The following is a 17,918-nucleotide window of genomic DNA, read 5'->3' as shown; positions in this document are numbered from 1 at the left end:
AAGATAGAAACTGAGGTGTATAACATTGGCGAGTGTAATAAATGATTTGAAATTATATGCAAATAAGATTGTCCAAACTGGTCTTGTAGTAGGGGCAGGTGGAAATTTAAGTATGAGAGATGGGAATATCATGTATATCTCTCCTAGCGGTTTTGATTTGCAAGAGATAGAAAACGACGAGTGGGTACGTGTCGATATTGAAACTGGTGAGATATTAGATGATTTAAAACCATCCTCTGAAATATTAATGCATCTGGAATGTTTTCGTAAACGTCCTGATATAACAGCTGTTTTACATGCGCATCCAAGTTATTCGGTAGGTGTATCATGTACTGGCCATACGATTCCGAGTCTATTCCCAGATTTTCCAGCAATGATTCAAAGCGTTGCTTACCTTGACTATATGATACCGACTACAGAAGTATTGGCTAACGCAGTATCGGGCGTGATTGAAGAAAATGATGTAGTAGTAATGAGAAATCACGGTGTACTGACAGTTGGTAAAACGATGAAAGAAGCATATTTTCTTATGCAAATTCTAGAAGAAGCGGCAAAAGTATATACGATTGCATCGACAATAGGAGTGCCAAGAATGCTCACAGAGGATGAATGTCACGAATTAAGGAATCTATCTTCCGAGAAATATAGATTACAACTATTAAAAGATGCGGAGTAGTTACATGTTTCTGAAGGGTGTGAATGAATGGAAAAAGTTTGGGCATTTGATTTAGGTGCATCAAATGGGCGTTTAATGGTAAGTGGATTTGATGGCAAACGCCTTTATCTTGAAGAGGTTCACAGGTTCTCCAATCGTCCGGTTTATGCAACAGGTCATTATTATTGGGATGTGTTAAGGATATTCCAGGAGATGAAAAATGGAATTGGTAAAAGTATTAGAAGCGGACATAAGTCGATTGAAAGTTTGTCCATCGATACGTGGGGCGTTGATTTCGGACTACTCTCTGAAACAGGTGAATTGCTTAGCAATCCGTATTCTTATAGAGACCCGCATACAAATGACAGCCTAAAGGAAATCATGGAAGTCATTTCGCCAGATGTATTGTTCTCACGATCGGGAGTTACACCAGCAGCAATTAATACGATTTGCCAGCTGTATACGATAAAAAAGAATAAACCAGATTTAATGGAAAAGGCAAAAACTCTTTTATTAACACCAAACTTAATTAGTTATTTATTTTCCGGTGTAAAGGCGAATGAATATACAATCAGTACAACGACATCGTTATTTCATATTCATGAGCGTAATTGGGATACTGCCCTTATGACGAAGTTAAACCTGCCTACAGAAATCATGGCAAATATCGTGATGCCAGGAACGACTCTCGGTCCGACACTTTCCTCGATTCATAACGAATTTGGCATACAACCTGTTAAGGTTATTGCTGGAACGGGACATGATACAGCCTGTGCTCTTGCTGCATTGCCTATAAAGTCAGAAAATTCAGCTTTTATGAGCTGTGGTACGTGGATCTTAATGGGCGTTCAAGTAAAAGATCCAATCGTTAATGAACAGGCATTGGAATGGGGCTTTACAAATGAAGGAACAGCAGATGGCGAGTTCAGGTTGCTCAAAAATATTATGGGATTATGGCTTATGCAAGAATGTAGAGCCGTTTGGGCAAAAGAAGGGACGATTTTTACTTACGAAGAAGAAGCAGAATTGATTCGACATACAAAACCGTTTACGCATTTTATAGATCCAGATGATCCTTCTTTCTTCAATCCAGAAAATATGCCGAAACAAATACGGGATTACTGTATAAAGAGTGGTCAACAGCCGCCTGAAACGGAAGGGAGTTTCCTTCGTTGTATTTTGGAGAGTCTCTCACTCAGGTACAGGTGGGTTTTAGAAAAACTAGAAGCTTTAACTGGAAAATCAATAGAGGTTATCCATATGGGCGGCGGTGGCATTCAAAATGATTTATTTTGTCAATTTACCGCAAATGCGACAAACCGCCCTGTTATAGCGGGACCGGTTGAAGCGAGTGCGATTGGAAATGCATTATCTCAATGGATTGCACTCGGGAAAATAAAAGATTTAAAGGAGGGTAGAGATATTGTTGAAAATTCGTTTCCTGTTAAATACTATCAACCTCAAAATCAATCAGAATGGCAGGAAGCATACGGGCGCTTTACCGAAATAATCGACCAAAATGTAATGAAAAAGGGGTTTTAAAATGAAAACTGTTCAAAATAGATTTCACAATCAATTACCAAAAATCGGCATAAGACCAACTGTTGACGGGAGAAGAAATGGTGTACGTGAATCTCTTGAAGATATGACGATGAATCTCGCAAAATCGGTAGCGAACTTATTAACTGAAAATTTGCGTCACTATAATGGTGAAGCAGTAGAATGTGTCATTGCTGATACATGTATTGGCGGCGTGGCTGAATCGGCTAAAGCAGCTGAAAAATTTGCAAGAGAGGGAGTTGGGGTTTCTATTACTGTTACGCCATGCTGGTGCTATGGTTCTGAAACAATGGATATGAATCCAGACATTCCAAAAGCAGTATGGGGGTTTAATGGAACAGAACGTCCTGGGGCAGTATATCTTGCGGCTGTCCTAGCTGCCCACAATCAAAAGGGCATTCCGGCTTTCGGCATATACGGGAAAGATGTGCAAGATTTAAGTGATACATCTATTCCTGAAGATGTAGAGGAAAAGTTACTCCAATTTGCAAAGTCTGGTCTTGTTGTTGCTACTTTAAAAGGAAAATCGTATCTTTCGATGGGATCTGTCTCTATGGGGATTGCCGGTAGTTCAGTCCAACCTGAATTTTTCCAAGATTATTTAGGGATGAGAAATGAATACATCGACATGTCTGAATTTGTAAGACGGATAGATGAAGAGATTTATGATAAGGAAGAATATGAAATGGCTTTAAATTGGGTGAAGGAGTATTGTCCAGAAGGTCCAGATAATAATGCAGAAGAAATGCAACGATCAAGGGAGCAAAAAAATAAAGATTGGGAAACGAGCGTGAAAATGACGTTAATTGCAAGAGATCTTATGGTTGGAAATCCGAAACTAGAGGAACTTGGCTATGGTGAAGAAGCATTAGGACATAACGCCATTTCTGCAGGTTTCCAAGGTCAGCGCCAATGGACGGACCATTTCCCGAATGGTGATTTTATGGAAACAATTTTAAATTCGTCCTTTGATTGGAACGGAATTCGACCTCCATTCATTATGGCTACTGAAAATGATAGTTTAAATGGGGTTACGATGCTATTTGGTCATCTATTAACAAATACGGCTCAAGTTTTTGCAGACGTTAGAACGTATTGGAGCCCAGATGCGGTAGAACGTGTGACAGGACATAAACCGGAAGGATTGGCCGCAAATGGGTTTATTCATATGATTAACTCCGGTTCCGCCGCACTTGATGGTACAGGACAACAAACGAAAGATGGAAATCCTGTTATAAAACCGTTTTGGGAAATTACGGAGGAAGAAGCTCAAAAGTGTCTAGCAGCTACTTCTTGGAGACCAGCTTCAACAGGCTATTTCCGCGGAGGTGGATTCTCAAGTGACTTCTTAACGAAGGGAAATATGCCTGTAACAGCAGCTCGTCTCAACCTTGTAAAAGGATTAGGGCCTGTTTTACAAATTGCAGAAGGCTATACAGTTGAAATACCAGAAGAGGTCCACGTCGTACTGGATGAAAGAACCGATCCGACGTGGCCAACAACTTGGTTTGTACCAAATTTAACAGGGGAAGGTGCCTTTAAAGATGTTTACACTGTAATGAATAATTGGGGTGCCAATCACTGTGTAATAAGCTACGGACATATTGGCAATGATTTAATCACTCTTGCTTCCATGCTCCGAATTCCTGTGAATATGCATAACGTCAAAGAAGAGAACATCTTCAGACCGAGTGCATGGGGAATGTTCGGAACAAAAGACCCAGAAGCAGCAGATTACCGTGCCTGCCAAAATTTTGGCCCATTATACCATTAAGTTAAAAATCCCCCTGATAATATGTCGGGGGGTTACTAAAGAGTATATTTTTCCGCATTGGAATGAAAATGTAACAATTGTAGTGCTGAAAAGAATTGCAAGTAATAGGAAACTCTTGAACGTACGGATACACACTATTTTCGTATCCGAAATAATAGAAGAATAAAAATAACGGGGGTAAAAATATGGTTAATAGCTTATGGAACGAAACGAAGGCATCACAATTGTCGCAAGGAGTAGACGAATTAGTGTATCGATCGAATTTAATTGGAACAGACCGTGCAGTATGTAATTGGGGCGGCGGAAACACATCGGTCAAGACATTTGAAAAGGATTTTCGCGACCGAGATATAGAGGTTATGTGGGTTAAAGGAAGTGGCTCCGATTTAGCAACTATGGAAGCACAAAACTTTACTGGTTTAAGAATGGAAGATATTCGTTTATTAATGGAGCGCGAAGAAATGCCAGATGAAGAAATGGTAGAGTACTTAGCGCACTGTATGATTGACAGCAAGCATCCGCGTGCGTCCATCGAAACATTATTGCATGCTTTCTTACCTTTTAAACATGTGGACCATACACATCCAGATGCCATTATTAGTCTTTGCTGCGCACATAATGGAAGACAAATTGCGGAAGAGATTTACGGTAATCGTTTCGTTTGGGTTCCGTATGTGCGTCCTGGATTTACGTTATCTAAAATGATTGCAGAAGGCTTGAAAAATAATCCAAATGCTGAACTAGTGTTAATGGAAAAACACGGCTTAGTCGTTTGGGGAGATACGGCGAAGGAAAGTTATGAAAAAACGATTGCGGTTATTAATGAGGCAGAACAATATATTAATGAACGAGTGAATGAAAGTACTGTATTTGGAGGACAAAAATATGAAGCTCTTTCAGTAGAAGAGCGTAGAGGTATTCTTGCCAAAGTAATGCCGATTATTCGCGGAGCAGTTAGCGATGAAAAGAAAATGCTATTATCTTATGACGATACAGATGAAGTACTTCAATTTGTAAACAGCCACAATGCACGAGAGCTTTCGCAAGTTGGAGCAGCTTGTCCTGATCATTTAGTTCATACAAAGCGCAGTCCCCTTTATATCAATTGGGATCCGCAAACGAAAGACACAGATGGATTAATAGAGAAAGTGAAAGCTGGTGTGGAAAGCTTTAAAGAAGAGTATAAAGCTTACTTTGAACGTAACAAATACGAAGGAGACAACATGTTTGAATCTGCACCTCGCGTTATTCTAATTCCTGGTATCGGTATGGTGAATACCGGTAAAAATGTGGCGATGTCAAAAGTAAGTGGTGCGCTGTATCATAGGGCAATTTCGGTAATGAAAGGCTCCACAACACTTGGAAGTTTCGTTTCTCTAAATGAAAATGAATCTTACAATGTTGAGTACTGGCCATTAGAGCTATATAAATTATCGTTAGCACCAGCTGAAGCGGAATTTTCTCGTAAAGTTGCTTTTATTACAGGTGGCGCTGGCGGAATCGGAAGTGAAACAGGACGTTGCCTCGTTGCAGAAGGCGCGCATGTAGTGCTTGCTGATTTGAACTTTGAAGGAGCAGAAAAAGTTGCGACTGAAATTAACGAGAAGTATGGCGAAGATCGTGCGCTCGCGGTGAAAATGGATGTAACAAAAGAAGAAGAAGTGAAGGCGGCATTTGAGCAAGCAGCACTTGCTTACGGAGGCATTGATTGTATCGTAAACAATGCAGGACTTGCGACGTCTAGCCCATTTGATGAAACAACACTTCAGGAATGGAACTTAAATATGAACGTACTTGGAACGGGATACTTTTTAGTGGCACGTGAAGCGTTCAAGCAAATGAAACAACAAGGAATCGGTGGAAACATGGTATTTGTTGGTTCGAAAAATTCTGTGTACGCAGGGAAAAATGCTTCGGCATACAGCTCAGTAAAAGCACTCGAAACGCATTTAGCGAGATGTATTGCAGCAGAAGGCGGTGAGTATGGTATTCGCGTAAATTCAGTTCTTCCCGATGCGGTTCTGCAAGGGTCAGCCATTTGGGGTTCAAAATGGCGCGAAGAACGTGCCGCAGCATATGGTATCGAGCCAGATCAATTAGAGGAGCATTACCGTAAACGCACAACATTATTAGTTAATATTTATTCGAAAGACATCGCTGAATCCATTGCTTTCTTTGCCTCTTCAAAGGCGGATAAAACAACGGGATGTATGATTACAGTTGATGGTGGTGTAACCGCAGCATTTACTAGATAATTATTTCGCTTGTGAAAAGGGATAAAAAGAAGTGTAATAGGCGAATACTTTTGCCTATTACACTTCCATATAAAAGAATTGCGAATTTCATAGGGAGAATAGAATAAGTCAATCTGCAGAAGGGGACATTTTACATTCGCTTTTCAAAAGGGGATGGAAATTTGAAACTTAAAAACTTATTAACGGGGGGATTGCTTTTTGGTACTCTATTATTCTCTTTAGGAAGCACGGGAGAGTTTAGTAAAGTAGAGGCAACATCACCTATTACAATTGAAACTCCAAAACCAGAGGAAAAGAAACTAACACTTTGGTACAATCAGCCGGCAAAAGATTGGGAAAAACAAGCATTGCCAATCGGTAATGGTTATATGGGTGGAATGGTCTTTGGCGGAGTCCAGCAAGAACGCATTCAGTTTAATGAAAAAACGCTTTGGACTGGCGGACCGAGCAGTACGAGTGAGTATACTTTCGGGAATCGTGATGGTGCAGCGAGTCATTTAGGTAGCATTAGGGAAAAGTTATCAAAAGGTGATAAATCAGGAGCAGAAAGGGAATCTTCACAATTTCTTACAGGTCTTCAAAAAGGGTTTGGTTCCTATCAAAATTTTGGAGATATATACTTAGATTTTAATATGCCAGATGCGTCTTCATTTTCTAATTATCGCAGAGAATTAAATTTAAATGAGGGAATTGCTACTGTTTCCTATAACTATAAAGATGTTCAGTACAATAGAGAATATTTCACAAGTTATCCTGATCGCGTTATGGTTATGCGTTTAACGGCTAGTGAAGCGAAAAAGATTTCATTAGATGTTAGACCAACGAGCGCACAGGGAGGGCAAGTAACGTCCATAGATAATAAAATCACGATGAAAGGACAAATAGCGAATAATGGAATGAAATATGAAGCTGCATTCAAAGTATTGAATGAGGGCGGCACATTAACAGCTAAGAATGGGAAAATTAAAGTAGCAAATGCAGATAGCTTAACAATTATTATGACTGCGGCTACTGATTATGAAAATAAATACCCTACTTATAAAGGGGAAGATCCACATGAAAAGGTTGAAAAAACGATGGCCGCTATTTCTAACAAGAGGTATGAGGTTTTAAAATATACACATATAAGAGACTATTATTCTTTATTTAACCGTGTTTCTTTAAATTTAGGAGGGGAAAAACCGTCAGTTCCAACAAATGAACTACTAGCATCTTACAGCAAAGAAAACAGTAAGTATTTAGAAGAACTATTCTTCCAATATGGAAGGTATTTGCTTATTTCTTCTTCAAGACCAGGAACGCTTCCTGCAAATTTACAAGGGGTATGGAATAATTCGAATACACCACCGTGGGAAAGTGATTATCATTTTAATATTAATTTGCAAATGAATTATTGGCCTGCAGAAGTGACGAATCTATCTGAAACAGCTTTACCATTAATGGATTATGTGGATTCATTAAGAGAACCAGGAAGGGTTTCAGCAGAAAAACATTTCGGTGTTAAGGGCGGCGGTTGGACTGTTAATACGATGAATAATCCATTTGGCTTTACTGCACCTGGCTGGGGATTAGGCTGGGGATGGGCACCTAGTGCGAACGCCTTCATTGGCCAAAATATTTGGGAACATTATAAATTTACGGATGATAAACAATACTTACAAGAAAAGATTTATCCGATACTGAAAGAAGCAGCTGAGTTTCATAGTAAGTTTTTAGTGGAAGATCAAAATAAGAAGTTAGTTGTTTCTCCGTGTTGGTCTCCTGAGCTTGGTGGCATTTCTAATGGATGTGCCTTTGACCAACAGTTAGTGTATGAATTGTTCTCGAATGTAATTGAAGCTAGTGAAGTTTTACAAATTGATCATGTATTTCGAAATGAGTTAAAGGCGAAAAGGGATAAATTATTCCCACCAATTCAAATTGGTAGATACGGTCAGGTGCAAGAGTGGAAGGATGATATAGACGATCCTGCTGAAACGCACCGGCATATATCTCAGCTAGTGGCACTATATCCAGGAAGTATGATTAATCACAAAACACCAGAATGGCTTCAGGCAGCTAAAGTTACTTTAAACCATCGTGGTGATGAGGGAACAGGTTGGAGTAAAGCGAATAAAATTAATTTATGGGCACGTTTATTAGATGGTGACCATGCTTATAAAATTTTGCAAGGGCAACTTACAGGAAGTACGCTCAGCAACTTATTTGATACACATCCACCGTTTCAAATTGATGGAAACTTTGGCGCAACATCAGGAATTGCTGAAATGTTAATTCAAAGCCATACCGACTCCATTCAACTATTACCTGCACTTCCGAAAGCTTGGAAGGACGGTTCTTACAAAGGATTAAGAGCACGCGGTGCATTTACAATTAACGCGGATTGGAAAAACGGTGTTCCTACAGTCATTCAAGTGACTTCGGATCACGGAAACGATGTAAAGTTAAAAAGCCCGATGTTCAATACACCATTTACTTTGATAAGAGTTGGAACGAATACACCGGTGCCATTTACGAAGGATGGCGATACAATTTCATTTAAAACAGAACAAGGTAAATCTTATAAAATTGAATCTATGCTCAGTTTCGATTTAGAATCTACGAACAGTGTAACTGCAGGAAATACAGTGAAGGTAAAAGCTCATTTATCAAATTTTGGTACATTAAAATCTTCTTCTGGGGAAGTAGTTGTAAAGGCCCCTGAGAGCTGGAATGTGAAACCGATTAAAGTAGCTTTTGAAGGCATTGAACCAGGAGGATCTAAAACAATTGAAGCGGATTTACCTGTTCCTATTGATATAGTTGCTAACAAGTACGCCATTGAAGCAGAAGTAAATACAGATAGTGGAACGGTTAGTAAATCTAATCAAATAGAAGTAACTCCAGCAGTAAAGCTCATTTCGGCAAAAGTAGAACCAAATCCAATTATTGTTGAAGGTGGTTCTACTACATTAAAAGTAAAAGTTCAAAATGAAATAAAGGAAAAAGTAACACCTGGAAAAATTGAATTACAATTACCAGAAGGATGGAATGCACAGCCATCTACAACGGACTTTCAATTACCGGCAGGAGGAGAGGAAACATATTCGTTTGTTATTACTCCGCCAACTCAGTTTAAAGGAATGAAAGAAATTGGGGTCTCTGTAAAATTGGGGAATGCGGTGGTGACTTCAACGAAAGTGCAAGTTGCTTCTGGTGGTATGTATCTGAGTGATATTCCGTGGTTAAAAGCAACTGCCGGATGGGCAACGGTTCAAAAAGATAAGAGTACCGATGGAAACCCAATTTCATTACTCGGAACGACAGGCCCGATTACGTATAAAAAAGGAATTGGAACTCACGCGAAATCAGAAGTTACCTATGATATATCAAATGCAACTTACAAACAATTTAATTCATATGTAGGAATTGATCAAGAGCCTGGTGGTAAAGGCGGTTCAGTCGTGTTTAAAGTACTACTTGATGGAGTGGAAGTATTTAATAGCGGCACGATGTACTATCATACTCCAGCGAAATTTGTTGATGTTGATCTTACGGGTAAAAAAGAATTAAAACTAGTAGTTGAGGATGCAGGTAACGGTATTGGGAATGATCATGCGGACTGGGGAGATGCTTGGTTGAGTTATAAATAATCTCTAAAATAAAAACGCTATTCTTTCTGTAGGATTAATAGAAAGGATGGCGTTTTTGTATGTCTATTTCTGTATGTGATGAATTAAATTTAAAACTCCTTATATAAAATCATATTCTCCGCCTACAGCTCGTAAATAACTGATAAAGTGATCTATATATACGGTTCACAAAAGAAAACATATGAGGTGTTTTAAAAATGAAAATACAAATTGTATTGTTTGACGGTTTTGGAGAGCTTGTCTCCTTGGCACCTTTTGAAGTACTGAAAAGGGCAATAGAAGAAGGGGCTCCGTTTACAGTTGAACTCGTATCAAGTGAACGAAAACAAGAAGTTACTACCTCGTTTGGAGTTACGGTTACACTACATGATTTTTTACGAATGGATAATCGCCCAGATTTGTTAATTGTACCTGGTGGTGGATGGAATCATAAAGCTAAGCACGGGGCACGAAAGCAAGCAGAGCTTGGAACACTGACAGAAACGATTAGAGAGATGCATAATGAAGGAACGATTGTTGCGGGAGTTTGTACAGGAGGTATGCTGCTAGCAGCCTCAGGTATATTGAATGGTAAAAAGGCGACGATGCACCATTTGGCACAAGATGAAGTCAGTAAATACGGAGCTGAACTTCTTCATTATAGAATTGTAGATCAAGGCGATAGAATTACCGCAAGAGGAGTCACTTCAGGAATTGATTTAGGACTTTGGATTACGGAAAGGTTCGCAAGCTCCCAAATTGCAGCTGCTGTTGAATATAGAATGGAATACGAGCGGCGAGGTATTGTTTGGAAGTAATTTAATTATATTTTTTGCTGTAGAGCGTATTAAATAGTATAAAAGAGAAAGAGCCAACTCATACGAGTAGGTTCTTTCTCTTTTATACTATATTGCTTATTTTTCACAGTAATATCTTTTTTTAAAAATCATAAAATAGATAATATATTTTGTTCCACATTGATAATTATTTTCATTATATATCTATAAATTAGTAAAATTTAGTTTACAAATTTGCATCTAGCTTATATAATTTGACTCATATAAAAAAGTTTCCTTAAGGAAACTTAAGTGCGGATTTTCATTCGCTGTATATTTTTTTGTTTAAAAGTTGCCTTTGCGCAAAATAATTATATATACGAAAAAAAGAAAGGGGAACGCATAAAAAATGGATGAGGCTATAATTGTTAAAGATTTGTTTGTATCTTATCAAGGGAATCAAGTAGTTCAAAATGTTTCCTTCGATATTGAAAAAGGGAAGCTCGTTGGAATTATTGGTCCAAACGGTGCGGGGAAATCTACTTTAATGAAAGCTGTTTTAGATCTAATTCCAAGTGATAAGGGATATGTTCAAGTTCTTGGAGAGGATATTCGAAGTGCTAGAAAGCATGTTGCTTATGTACCACAAAGAAGTGATATAGATTGGGATTTCCCGATTACAGTTTTAGATGTGGTGCTAATCGGAACATATCCATCTTTAGGGATGATGAAAAGACCGAAGAAAGAGCATCGAGATTGGGCTTTTGAATGTCTAAAAAAAGTCGGTATGGAGGAATTTAAAAATCGTCAAATTGGTGAGCTTTCAGGTGGACAACAACAACGTGTCTTTTTAGCGAGAGCATTAGCACAAAAGGCGGAGATATTTTTCTTAGATGAACCGTTTGTTGGAATTGATGTAACAAGTGAAGAGACAATTATTAAAATCCTTAGAGAATTACGTAAAGAAGGAAAAACAATTGTTGTTGTACATCACGACCTAAGTAAAGCAGAGTCCTATTTTGATAAATTACTATTATTGAATAAGAGCTTAATTCATTACGGAGAAGTAAGGCAAGTATTAGAACCAACTGTTATGTCAAAAGCGTATGTAAATCACGGCATATTGTTTAATAATGCAGCGGAGGTACATTCATCATGAAGATTGTAGAATTTATAGATGCATTAATGCAGTACGGTTTTCTGCAGAAAGCGTTATTAACTTCCGTTATGGTAGGAGTTATTTGCGGTGTAATTGGCTGTTTTATTATTTTACGAGGTATGGCTTTAATGGGAGATGCCATTTCACATGCTGTTCTTCCAGGCGTAGCCCTTTCTTATATGATTGGTATGAACTATTTTATAGGGGCGGTTTTAACAGGTGTTATTACTGCAGTTGGAATCGGATTTGTAAGTCAAAATAGTCGAATTAAACATGATATGGCGATAGGGATTATGTTTACATCTGTTTTTGCTGTAGGGATTATTTTAATTACCTTTATGAAGAGTAGTTCGGATTTGTATCATATTTTATTTGGGAATGTTCTATCAGTTCGCTCTTCCGATATGTGGATGACACTTATTATTGGAGTTGTCATTATTGGTCTTGTGATTTTGTTTTATAAAGAACTACTCGTATCCACTTTTGATCCAACGATGGCGCAAAGTTATGGATTGCCGAACAAATGGATTCATTACGGTTTAATGATTTTACTTACAATGGTTACAGTTGCTTCACTTCAAACTGTGGGAATTATTCTAGTTGTCGCTATGCTTATTACACCAGCGGCTACAGCGTATTTATTAACAAACCGTTTATGGGTCATGATTTACTTAGCGGCAGGCATTGGTGCACTTTCATCTGTAGTAGGGCTATATTTTAGTTTCTCGTATAATCTTGCTTCAGGTGCAACAATCGTTCTCGTTGCAACATTCTTGTTCGCATTGGCATTCTTTTTCTCACCGTCACAAGGTTTGTTTTGGAGAGCTATTAAAATTAGAAAAAATAGAGCAGAGTTGTCATAATTGATTGGAGGATAATGATGAAATTAAAAAATATTTTATTATCGGTAATTTGTATTTTTATATTTGCATTAACAGCGTGTTCTAGTAACACAAATGGAAAAGAAGAGGGTAGTGTAAAATTAAAAGTTGTAACAACATACTCCATTATATACGATATGGTGAAGCAAATTGGTGGAGATAAAGTTGAGATTCATAGTCTTGTTCCAATTGGAGCTAACCCACATGAATATGATCCACTACCGAAAGATGTTATGAAAATGACAGATGCAGATATGGTGTTTTACAATGGGTTAAACTTAGAAGAAGGCGGAGCATGGTTTAAAAAACTATTAAAAACGGCAAATAAATCAGAGAAAGATGCACCTGTTTATAAAGTAAGTGAAGGTGTAGAAGCTATTTATTTAGAAACAAAAGGATTAGAAAAAGAGCCAGACCCACATGCATGGATGAATATTAAAAATGGTATTGTATATGCTGAAAATGTGAAGAAAGCATTAATTAAAGAAGATCCTAAAAATAAAGAGTTCTATACTAAAAATGCCGACAAGTATGTAGCGGAACTTCAAAAGCTACATGATGAAACTGTGAACAGAATTCATCAAATCCCAGAGGAAAAACGTTTCTTAATTTCTAGTGAAGGTGCATTTAAATATTTTGGAAAAGCATATGGAATTAAGACAGGATACATTTGGGAAATAAACTCAGAAAATCAAGGTACTCCAGATCAAATTAGAGATGTTGTAAGTTTAATTCAAACAAACAAAGTTCCGGCTTTATTTGTCGAAACAAGTGTAGATCGACGTAGTATGGAAACTGTTTCAAAAGAAACAAACGTACCGATTGCGGGTACAATTTTTACAGACTCACTAGGTAAAACAGGTGAAGATGGAGATACTTACTTGAAAATGATGAAATGGAATACAGATACCATTATTAATGGGTTACAGAAATAAAATCTAGCTAGTGTAACTATTGAAATTTTATACGATAAGATAGAGCCAATTCATGTGAATGGGCTCTTCTTTTGTATATCATGTTTTATTAATAATCTGGCTGAATATAACCTAATTTTATTCCCTTCGTAACAGCTTCTAAAGAAGAGGAAACATTTAATTTATCAAATACGTGTTGAATGTGATTAGAGATTGTACGTTCGCTAGCGTATAGCATGGAAGCAATTTCTTTACGCTTATAGCCATCACATAGTAATTGTAAAATTTGTTTCTCACTATGAGTTAATTCTTCAATTATTTCAGTAGAGGTTGGAAAATGAAATGCGCCTTTATTAATGTCATTTAATATTTGCACCAATACTTCAGGTAAAATATTTTTATTGATGAAACCACTTACACCTAGTTTCTGAGCTTCATACTGGTAAACAGGTAAATCATAACCGGTTAATATAACTATTTTTGTATTACATTTACTATCCAAAATCATTTTAGCTACTTCCAAACCATCTTCACTACTGATATTGCTTAAATTAATATCTAATAAGATAATATCTGGTTTAAATTGTTTGATCATTGTAATGACATTTTCGATATTTTGTAATGAGTGAAATGCATCTATTTCAGGATAATCTTCTAAGGCTATTTCCAAGCTTTTTGCAAACAAAGCGTGATCATCTATTAATAAAATGTTTATAGGAATCGTCTCCTTTCATCGGAATAAAAATGGTAATGCATAAACCAGAAGGGGGACTATTTGAAATGGTCATTTCACCATTTAATAAAAGTAGTTGTTCTTTAATTGAATTCAATCCTTTATGACCATTTAGTATGTCTGCTTCGGTAGTTGTTAAACCTATACCATCATCTTTCACAATAAGTTTTATTTCACCATTTTCTTGTGTTAAATCTACATGTATCTGTGAACAATTTGAATGTTTAAATGCATTCGTTACTAGTTCTTTTAAAATTCGATATACGACAAGCTGATAGGGCTCTACTAAAAACAAGTCGTCATTACACTTAAAGGATATATTAACATGTTTCATTTCATATTTTTTTTGTATCATTTTGAGTAGATTAAGATAATTTTCTTTTAATGTAAGTGTTTTTAATAGAGTTGGATGATACTCTTGCATTTCAATGCGTATTGTATGACTTAAGTTGTCCAGTGTCGCTACGATCATGTCATGAATTTCTTTTTTGTTAGATTTGTTCATCATATTTTTAACAGCCAATATGTCTTGTAGTATTTCATCGTGTAAATAATTAGAAAATCCACTTTTTAATTGTTCTTCTTTCACTATTTGTACTAAGTTATGAACATAAGAACTGTCTGGCAAAGTTTTTAATTCTTTTGTATTCAAATTTGAGATAGTGTTTTTTGTGTCTTGAAATAATAATGTGAAATAAAGCTGAACGAACCAAATAATTGTATGTATAAAAATGAAATAAGTCATCATATTAAATTGAAAGAGTACCCCAAGTGCACTCATAAAAATAAAAATGCATAAAAATATAAAAGCGATCGCGCCTTTTTTTAAGGGGAAATACTGTTTCATAGACATATGATTTTTAAAAGCTATTGCATGAATACTAAATAGGGGGAACAAAATTATTATGTACCATCCTAAATTATTTACATATTCGGGGCTCTTTCCAAATAACGTGACATATACGATAAAAGGAACAATAAGAATTGCAGTAGATTTAAGTAAATGCTTTTTCTCACTTTTACAAACAAATTGTATTCGTTTGTAATGTTGCAGGAACAGAAACATAATACAACTAACACTAATAAGCCATTGAAATGAAAATAGAACGGAGAATATTCTATCGTTTATTAAGTATGCGCCTAATGTTAGTAAACATATAACTCGTAAAATCCAATCCTTTTCTTTTTTATAACTATAAATAGAATCTTGGAAAAAGAATAGGAGTATAAATTGCACGATCTTATATAGAATCAAGATACTAAGCAGTGTACTGAATGTACGAAAAATCTGTTCATCATTTAGTGTAAGTAAAAATTGCCAAGAAGTAAAAAGTAGTAAACTCGAAAACTGTGATAATAGAGTATTGTTTTTTAAATTGATAAAACTAATATATGATCCGTAAATAGACATGACCGTTATAAGCAGTAAAGGGAGTAATTTTGCTGTTCCTATAATATTGTTCATTGAAAATTCATAGCATAAAAAAATAATCATACAAAGTTGATTAATTAAAATTAAAATTTGTTTTTGTTCATAGTACTTTTTCATAAATTCACTTACCTTTGTTAGATTACATACAGATAAAGCTGATGTTTGTTGCCTACCATCAGCTTTATCTGTAGATTTTTTAATTTTTCTTATTAAATATAATTTTATAACATGCTCTTTTTGTTAACAAATAATAAACGATATAAACGACAGTAAAAATAATTACTGCAAAAAGAATAGGGAATATAAAGGCACTGCTCTTCCCTAATAAATCATCCATTAACGCGGTTTTATAGGCAACTAATGCAAAAATGCTATGTGCTAATCCTATTATGTAAGGAATGCTAAACAAGGTGAAAATCTCTTTACTTATTATTCTTTTTATCTTCTTTTTGTTATAGCCCATTCTATTTAAGATAATAAATTCGTTTTTATTTGACATCATGCTTGAAAGGTTATGGAAATAGAGAATACTACCTGTTGCAATAAAGAAAATGATAGTAACGAAACTAATGAGTAAGAACGTTGAACTATTTTGCTGAATAATATAATCATTTTTTTGGTAACTACTTGTAAAATACATATTATTTTTAAATAGTGGGGCTAAGTTTTCATAAACAGCTTTATTATTCCTCATATCTTTTCCATTAAAACTCACAATCGTTTTTTGTGGTAGCTCTAAAGTTTTTATTTCTTTATAAAGTTGATCCGAAATAATAAGCGTTCCTACACTATTTGCAAATCCAATGGGATTAAGTAATGTAGTGTCTTTCACTTTAACGTCTATATTAGTTGTAGGGATTAAGTTTAAAGTATATATTTTCCCTTTATCTAGGTCTTCTTTTTCAGGGCGATATTTTACTAGGATGCTTTCATTTTTAGCTAAATGATTAAACTCTACATTTTTATCCTGAATATGTATTAACTCTCTGTAATCAGACTCAGAGATAAGATCAAATCCGTGTTCCTTTTTTATACTATATTCTTTTGGTAAACTCTCAGAATTAGATTTCATGTTAAGAATGGTTGTTTCTGTATAGTTTATACTTTTTTTACCGACAGTGTTTTGTACAGTTTGTAGTGCTTTATTGGCTACTTCTTTATCTTCTAATGGAAATTCAATAGCTGAAGGTACGATACGTTCTGTAGCGGCAACTGGATAGTAAAGTGTCAGTAGAGTAGAACTAAATATAGCTAAAGTACCAGCGGTTAATAATGTTAACAAAATTAAATTTTTTGCTTTTGAACGAATTTTAAATATAAAGTTTGGAATGACAATAATATTGGATTCTTTATAAAACCATATTTTATTTTTCTTCAGCTTTTGAATCGCATATGGTAAAAAGGAATGAATAAAGAAAATCGTCCCTAATATTACACTGAACATTGTTAATAGAGCGATTGGTGAAAAGCCAATTGTTTTCCACAAGGATTTCGTGCCTCGTGTAATATCGATAGCTAAGAAATAGCCAAGTAAAATTAAGAATAATCCTAGTGGTGAAAAAATCGTATTAATTTTCACCTTATTTTCTTCCTTTTGTTCCATACGTACTAAAGTTAGTAAAGAACTTTTTCGAAGGATAATCCAGTTTGATAAAGATAAAACAAAAAGAACAGCAAAGATAAAAATAAAGGTGAATAGCACGGCATCAAGATTAATAAATGGTACTTTAGAAGTATTTATTTGTAATTTTAGTATTTTAATTATTGCTTCCACAATTCCTTTATGAGCAATAGCACCAAAAATAATTCCTACAAGTAAGGCAACAAAGCAAATGATAATATTTTCAAAAGTTAACAGTGTTAGCATCGTTGATTTTCTATATCCTAAAAGGGAGTAAATACCGAGCTCGTTCATTCTTTTTTTCATAAAAAATGTATTAGAGTATGACATATAGAATAGTACAAATGCCATAACAAAGATCGCCACCGTTTTTGACATTGTTTCTACTCTACCGTCAGACGAAATTTTTTCCATAACAATGTCGTTCATGGAAAAAGAGATAAAGGAGAAAAATACCATCAGTACAAAAGCTACTGAAATAAAATAGAATGAATAGAAGGAGAAGTTATTTTTTAAATTCTTTTTTGCGATTGTAAATAAGCCCACA

Annotated in this window: 12 protein-coding genes; 9 read left to right on the top strand and 3 right to left on the bottom strand. The window is 35.7% G+C overall.

What is annotated here, in order from left to right:
* Nucleotides 1-25: 25 nt before the first annotated feature.
* The 9 genes from FS742_RS08145 (at nucleotide 26) to mntA (ending at nucleotide 13,606) form a co-directional block, all read left to right on the top strand.
* Nucleotides 26-676 carry a class II aldolase/adducin family protein gene (locus tag FS742_RS08145; RefSeq protein ID WP_144611909.1) on the top strand — a complete coding sequence of 217 codons (651 nt, stop codon included), beginning with the start codon at nucleotides 26-28 and terminating at the stop codon, nucleotides 674-676.
* A gap of 27 nt (nucleotides 677-703) precedes the next feature.
* Entirely contained in the window at nucleotides 704-2,197 is a 1,494-nt protein-coding gene (locus FS742_RS08140) for a rhamnulokinase (protein WP_144611908.1), read from the top strand.
* A gap of 1 nt (nucleotide 2,198) precedes the next feature.
* Nucleotides 2,199-3,989 (top strand): L-fucose isomerase, encoded by a 1,791-nt coding sequence (locus FS742_RS08135; RefSeq protein ID WP_144611907.1) that lies wholly within the window; start codon nucleotides 2,199-2,201, stop codon nucleotides 3,987-3,989.
* A 185-nt stretch (nucleotides 3,990-4,174) separates the two neighbouring features.
* Nucleotides 4,175-6,244, top strand: a complete 2,070-nt coding sequence (locus FS742_RS08130) for a bifunctional aldolase/short-chain dehydrogenase (RefSeq protein ID WP_144611906.1) — start codon at nucleotides 4,175-4,177, stop codon at nucleotides 6,242-6,244.
* A 161-nt stretch (nucleotides 6,245-6,405) separates the two neighbouring features.
* Nucleotides 6,406-9,876, top strand: coding sequence for a glycosyl hydrolase family 95 catalytic domain-containing protein (locus FS742_RS08125; protein ID WP_144611905.1), 3,471 nt, complete (start codon nucleotides 6,406-6,408; stop codon nucleotides 9,874-9,876).
* Between the two features lie 197 nt (nucleotides 9,877-10,073).
* Nucleotides 10,074-10,673, top strand: coding sequence for a DJ-1/PfpI family protein (locus tag FS742_RS08120; RefSeq protein WP_144611904.1), 600 nt, complete (start codon nucleotides 10,074-10,076; stop codon nucleotides 10,671-10,673).
* 367 nt (nucleotides 10,674-11,040) lie between these two features.
* Nucleotides 11,041-11,790, top strand: coding sequence for a metal ABC transporter ATP-binding protein (locus FS742_RS08115; RefSeq protein WP_144611903.1), 750 nt, complete (start codon nucleotides 11,041-11,043; stop codon nucleotides 11,788-11,790).
* Nucleotides 11,787-12,653 (top strand): metal ABC transporter permease, encoded by an 867-nt coding sequence (locus tag FS742_RS08110; protein ID WP_098662346.1) that lies wholly within the window; start codon nucleotides 11,787-11,789, stop codon nucleotides 12,651-12,653. Before FS742_RS08115 ends, FS742_RS08110 begins: the two co-directional genes overlap by 4 nt.
* Nucleotides 12,654-12,670: 17 nt before the next feature.
* A complete protein-coding gene (gene mntA, locus FS742_RS08105; protein WP_144611902.1) occupies nucleotides 12,671-13,606 on the top strand; it encodes a manganese ABC transporter substrate-binding protein/adhesin MntA in 936 nt (311 codons plus the stop codon).
* An 88-nt stretch (nucleotides 13,607-13,694) separates the two neighbouring features.
* Here the strand turns inward: mntA and FS742_RS08100 are convergent, their stop codons facing one another.
* The 3 genes from FS742_RS08100 to FS742_RS08090 form a co-directional block, all read right to left on the bottom strand.
* A complete protein-coding gene (locus FS742_RS08100) occupies nucleotides 13,695-14,300 on the bottom strand; it encodes a response regulator transcription factor (protein ID WP_141525308.1) in 606 nt (201 codons plus the stop codon).
* Nucleotides 14,278-15,867 carry an ATP-binding protein gene (locus FS742_RS08095; protein WP_144611901.1) on the bottom strand — a complete coding sequence of 530 codons (1,590 nt, stop codon included), beginning with the start codon at nucleotides 15,865-15,867 and terminating at the stop codon, nucleotides 14,278-14,280. Before FS742_RS08095 ends, FS742_RS08100 begins: the two co-directional genes overlap by 23 nt.
* Before the next feature lie 79 nt (nucleotides 15,868-15,946).
* On the bottom strand, nucleotides 15,947-17,917 hold the full coding sequence (locus tag FS742_RS08090) for an FtsX-like permease family protein (RefSeq protein ID WP_144611900.1): 1,971 nt from the start codon (nucleotides 17,915-17,917) through the stop codon (nucleotides 15,947-15,949).
* Nucleotide 17,918: the final 1 nt, after the last annotated feature.

Origin of the sequence: Bacillus cereus, from assembly GCF_007678085.1 — a bacterium.
GTDB lineage: Bacteria > Bacillota > Bacilli > Bacillales > Bacillaceae_G > Bacillus_A > Bacillus_A cereus_BE.
This window is presented reverse-complemented; position numbering and strand designations above follow the sequence as displayed.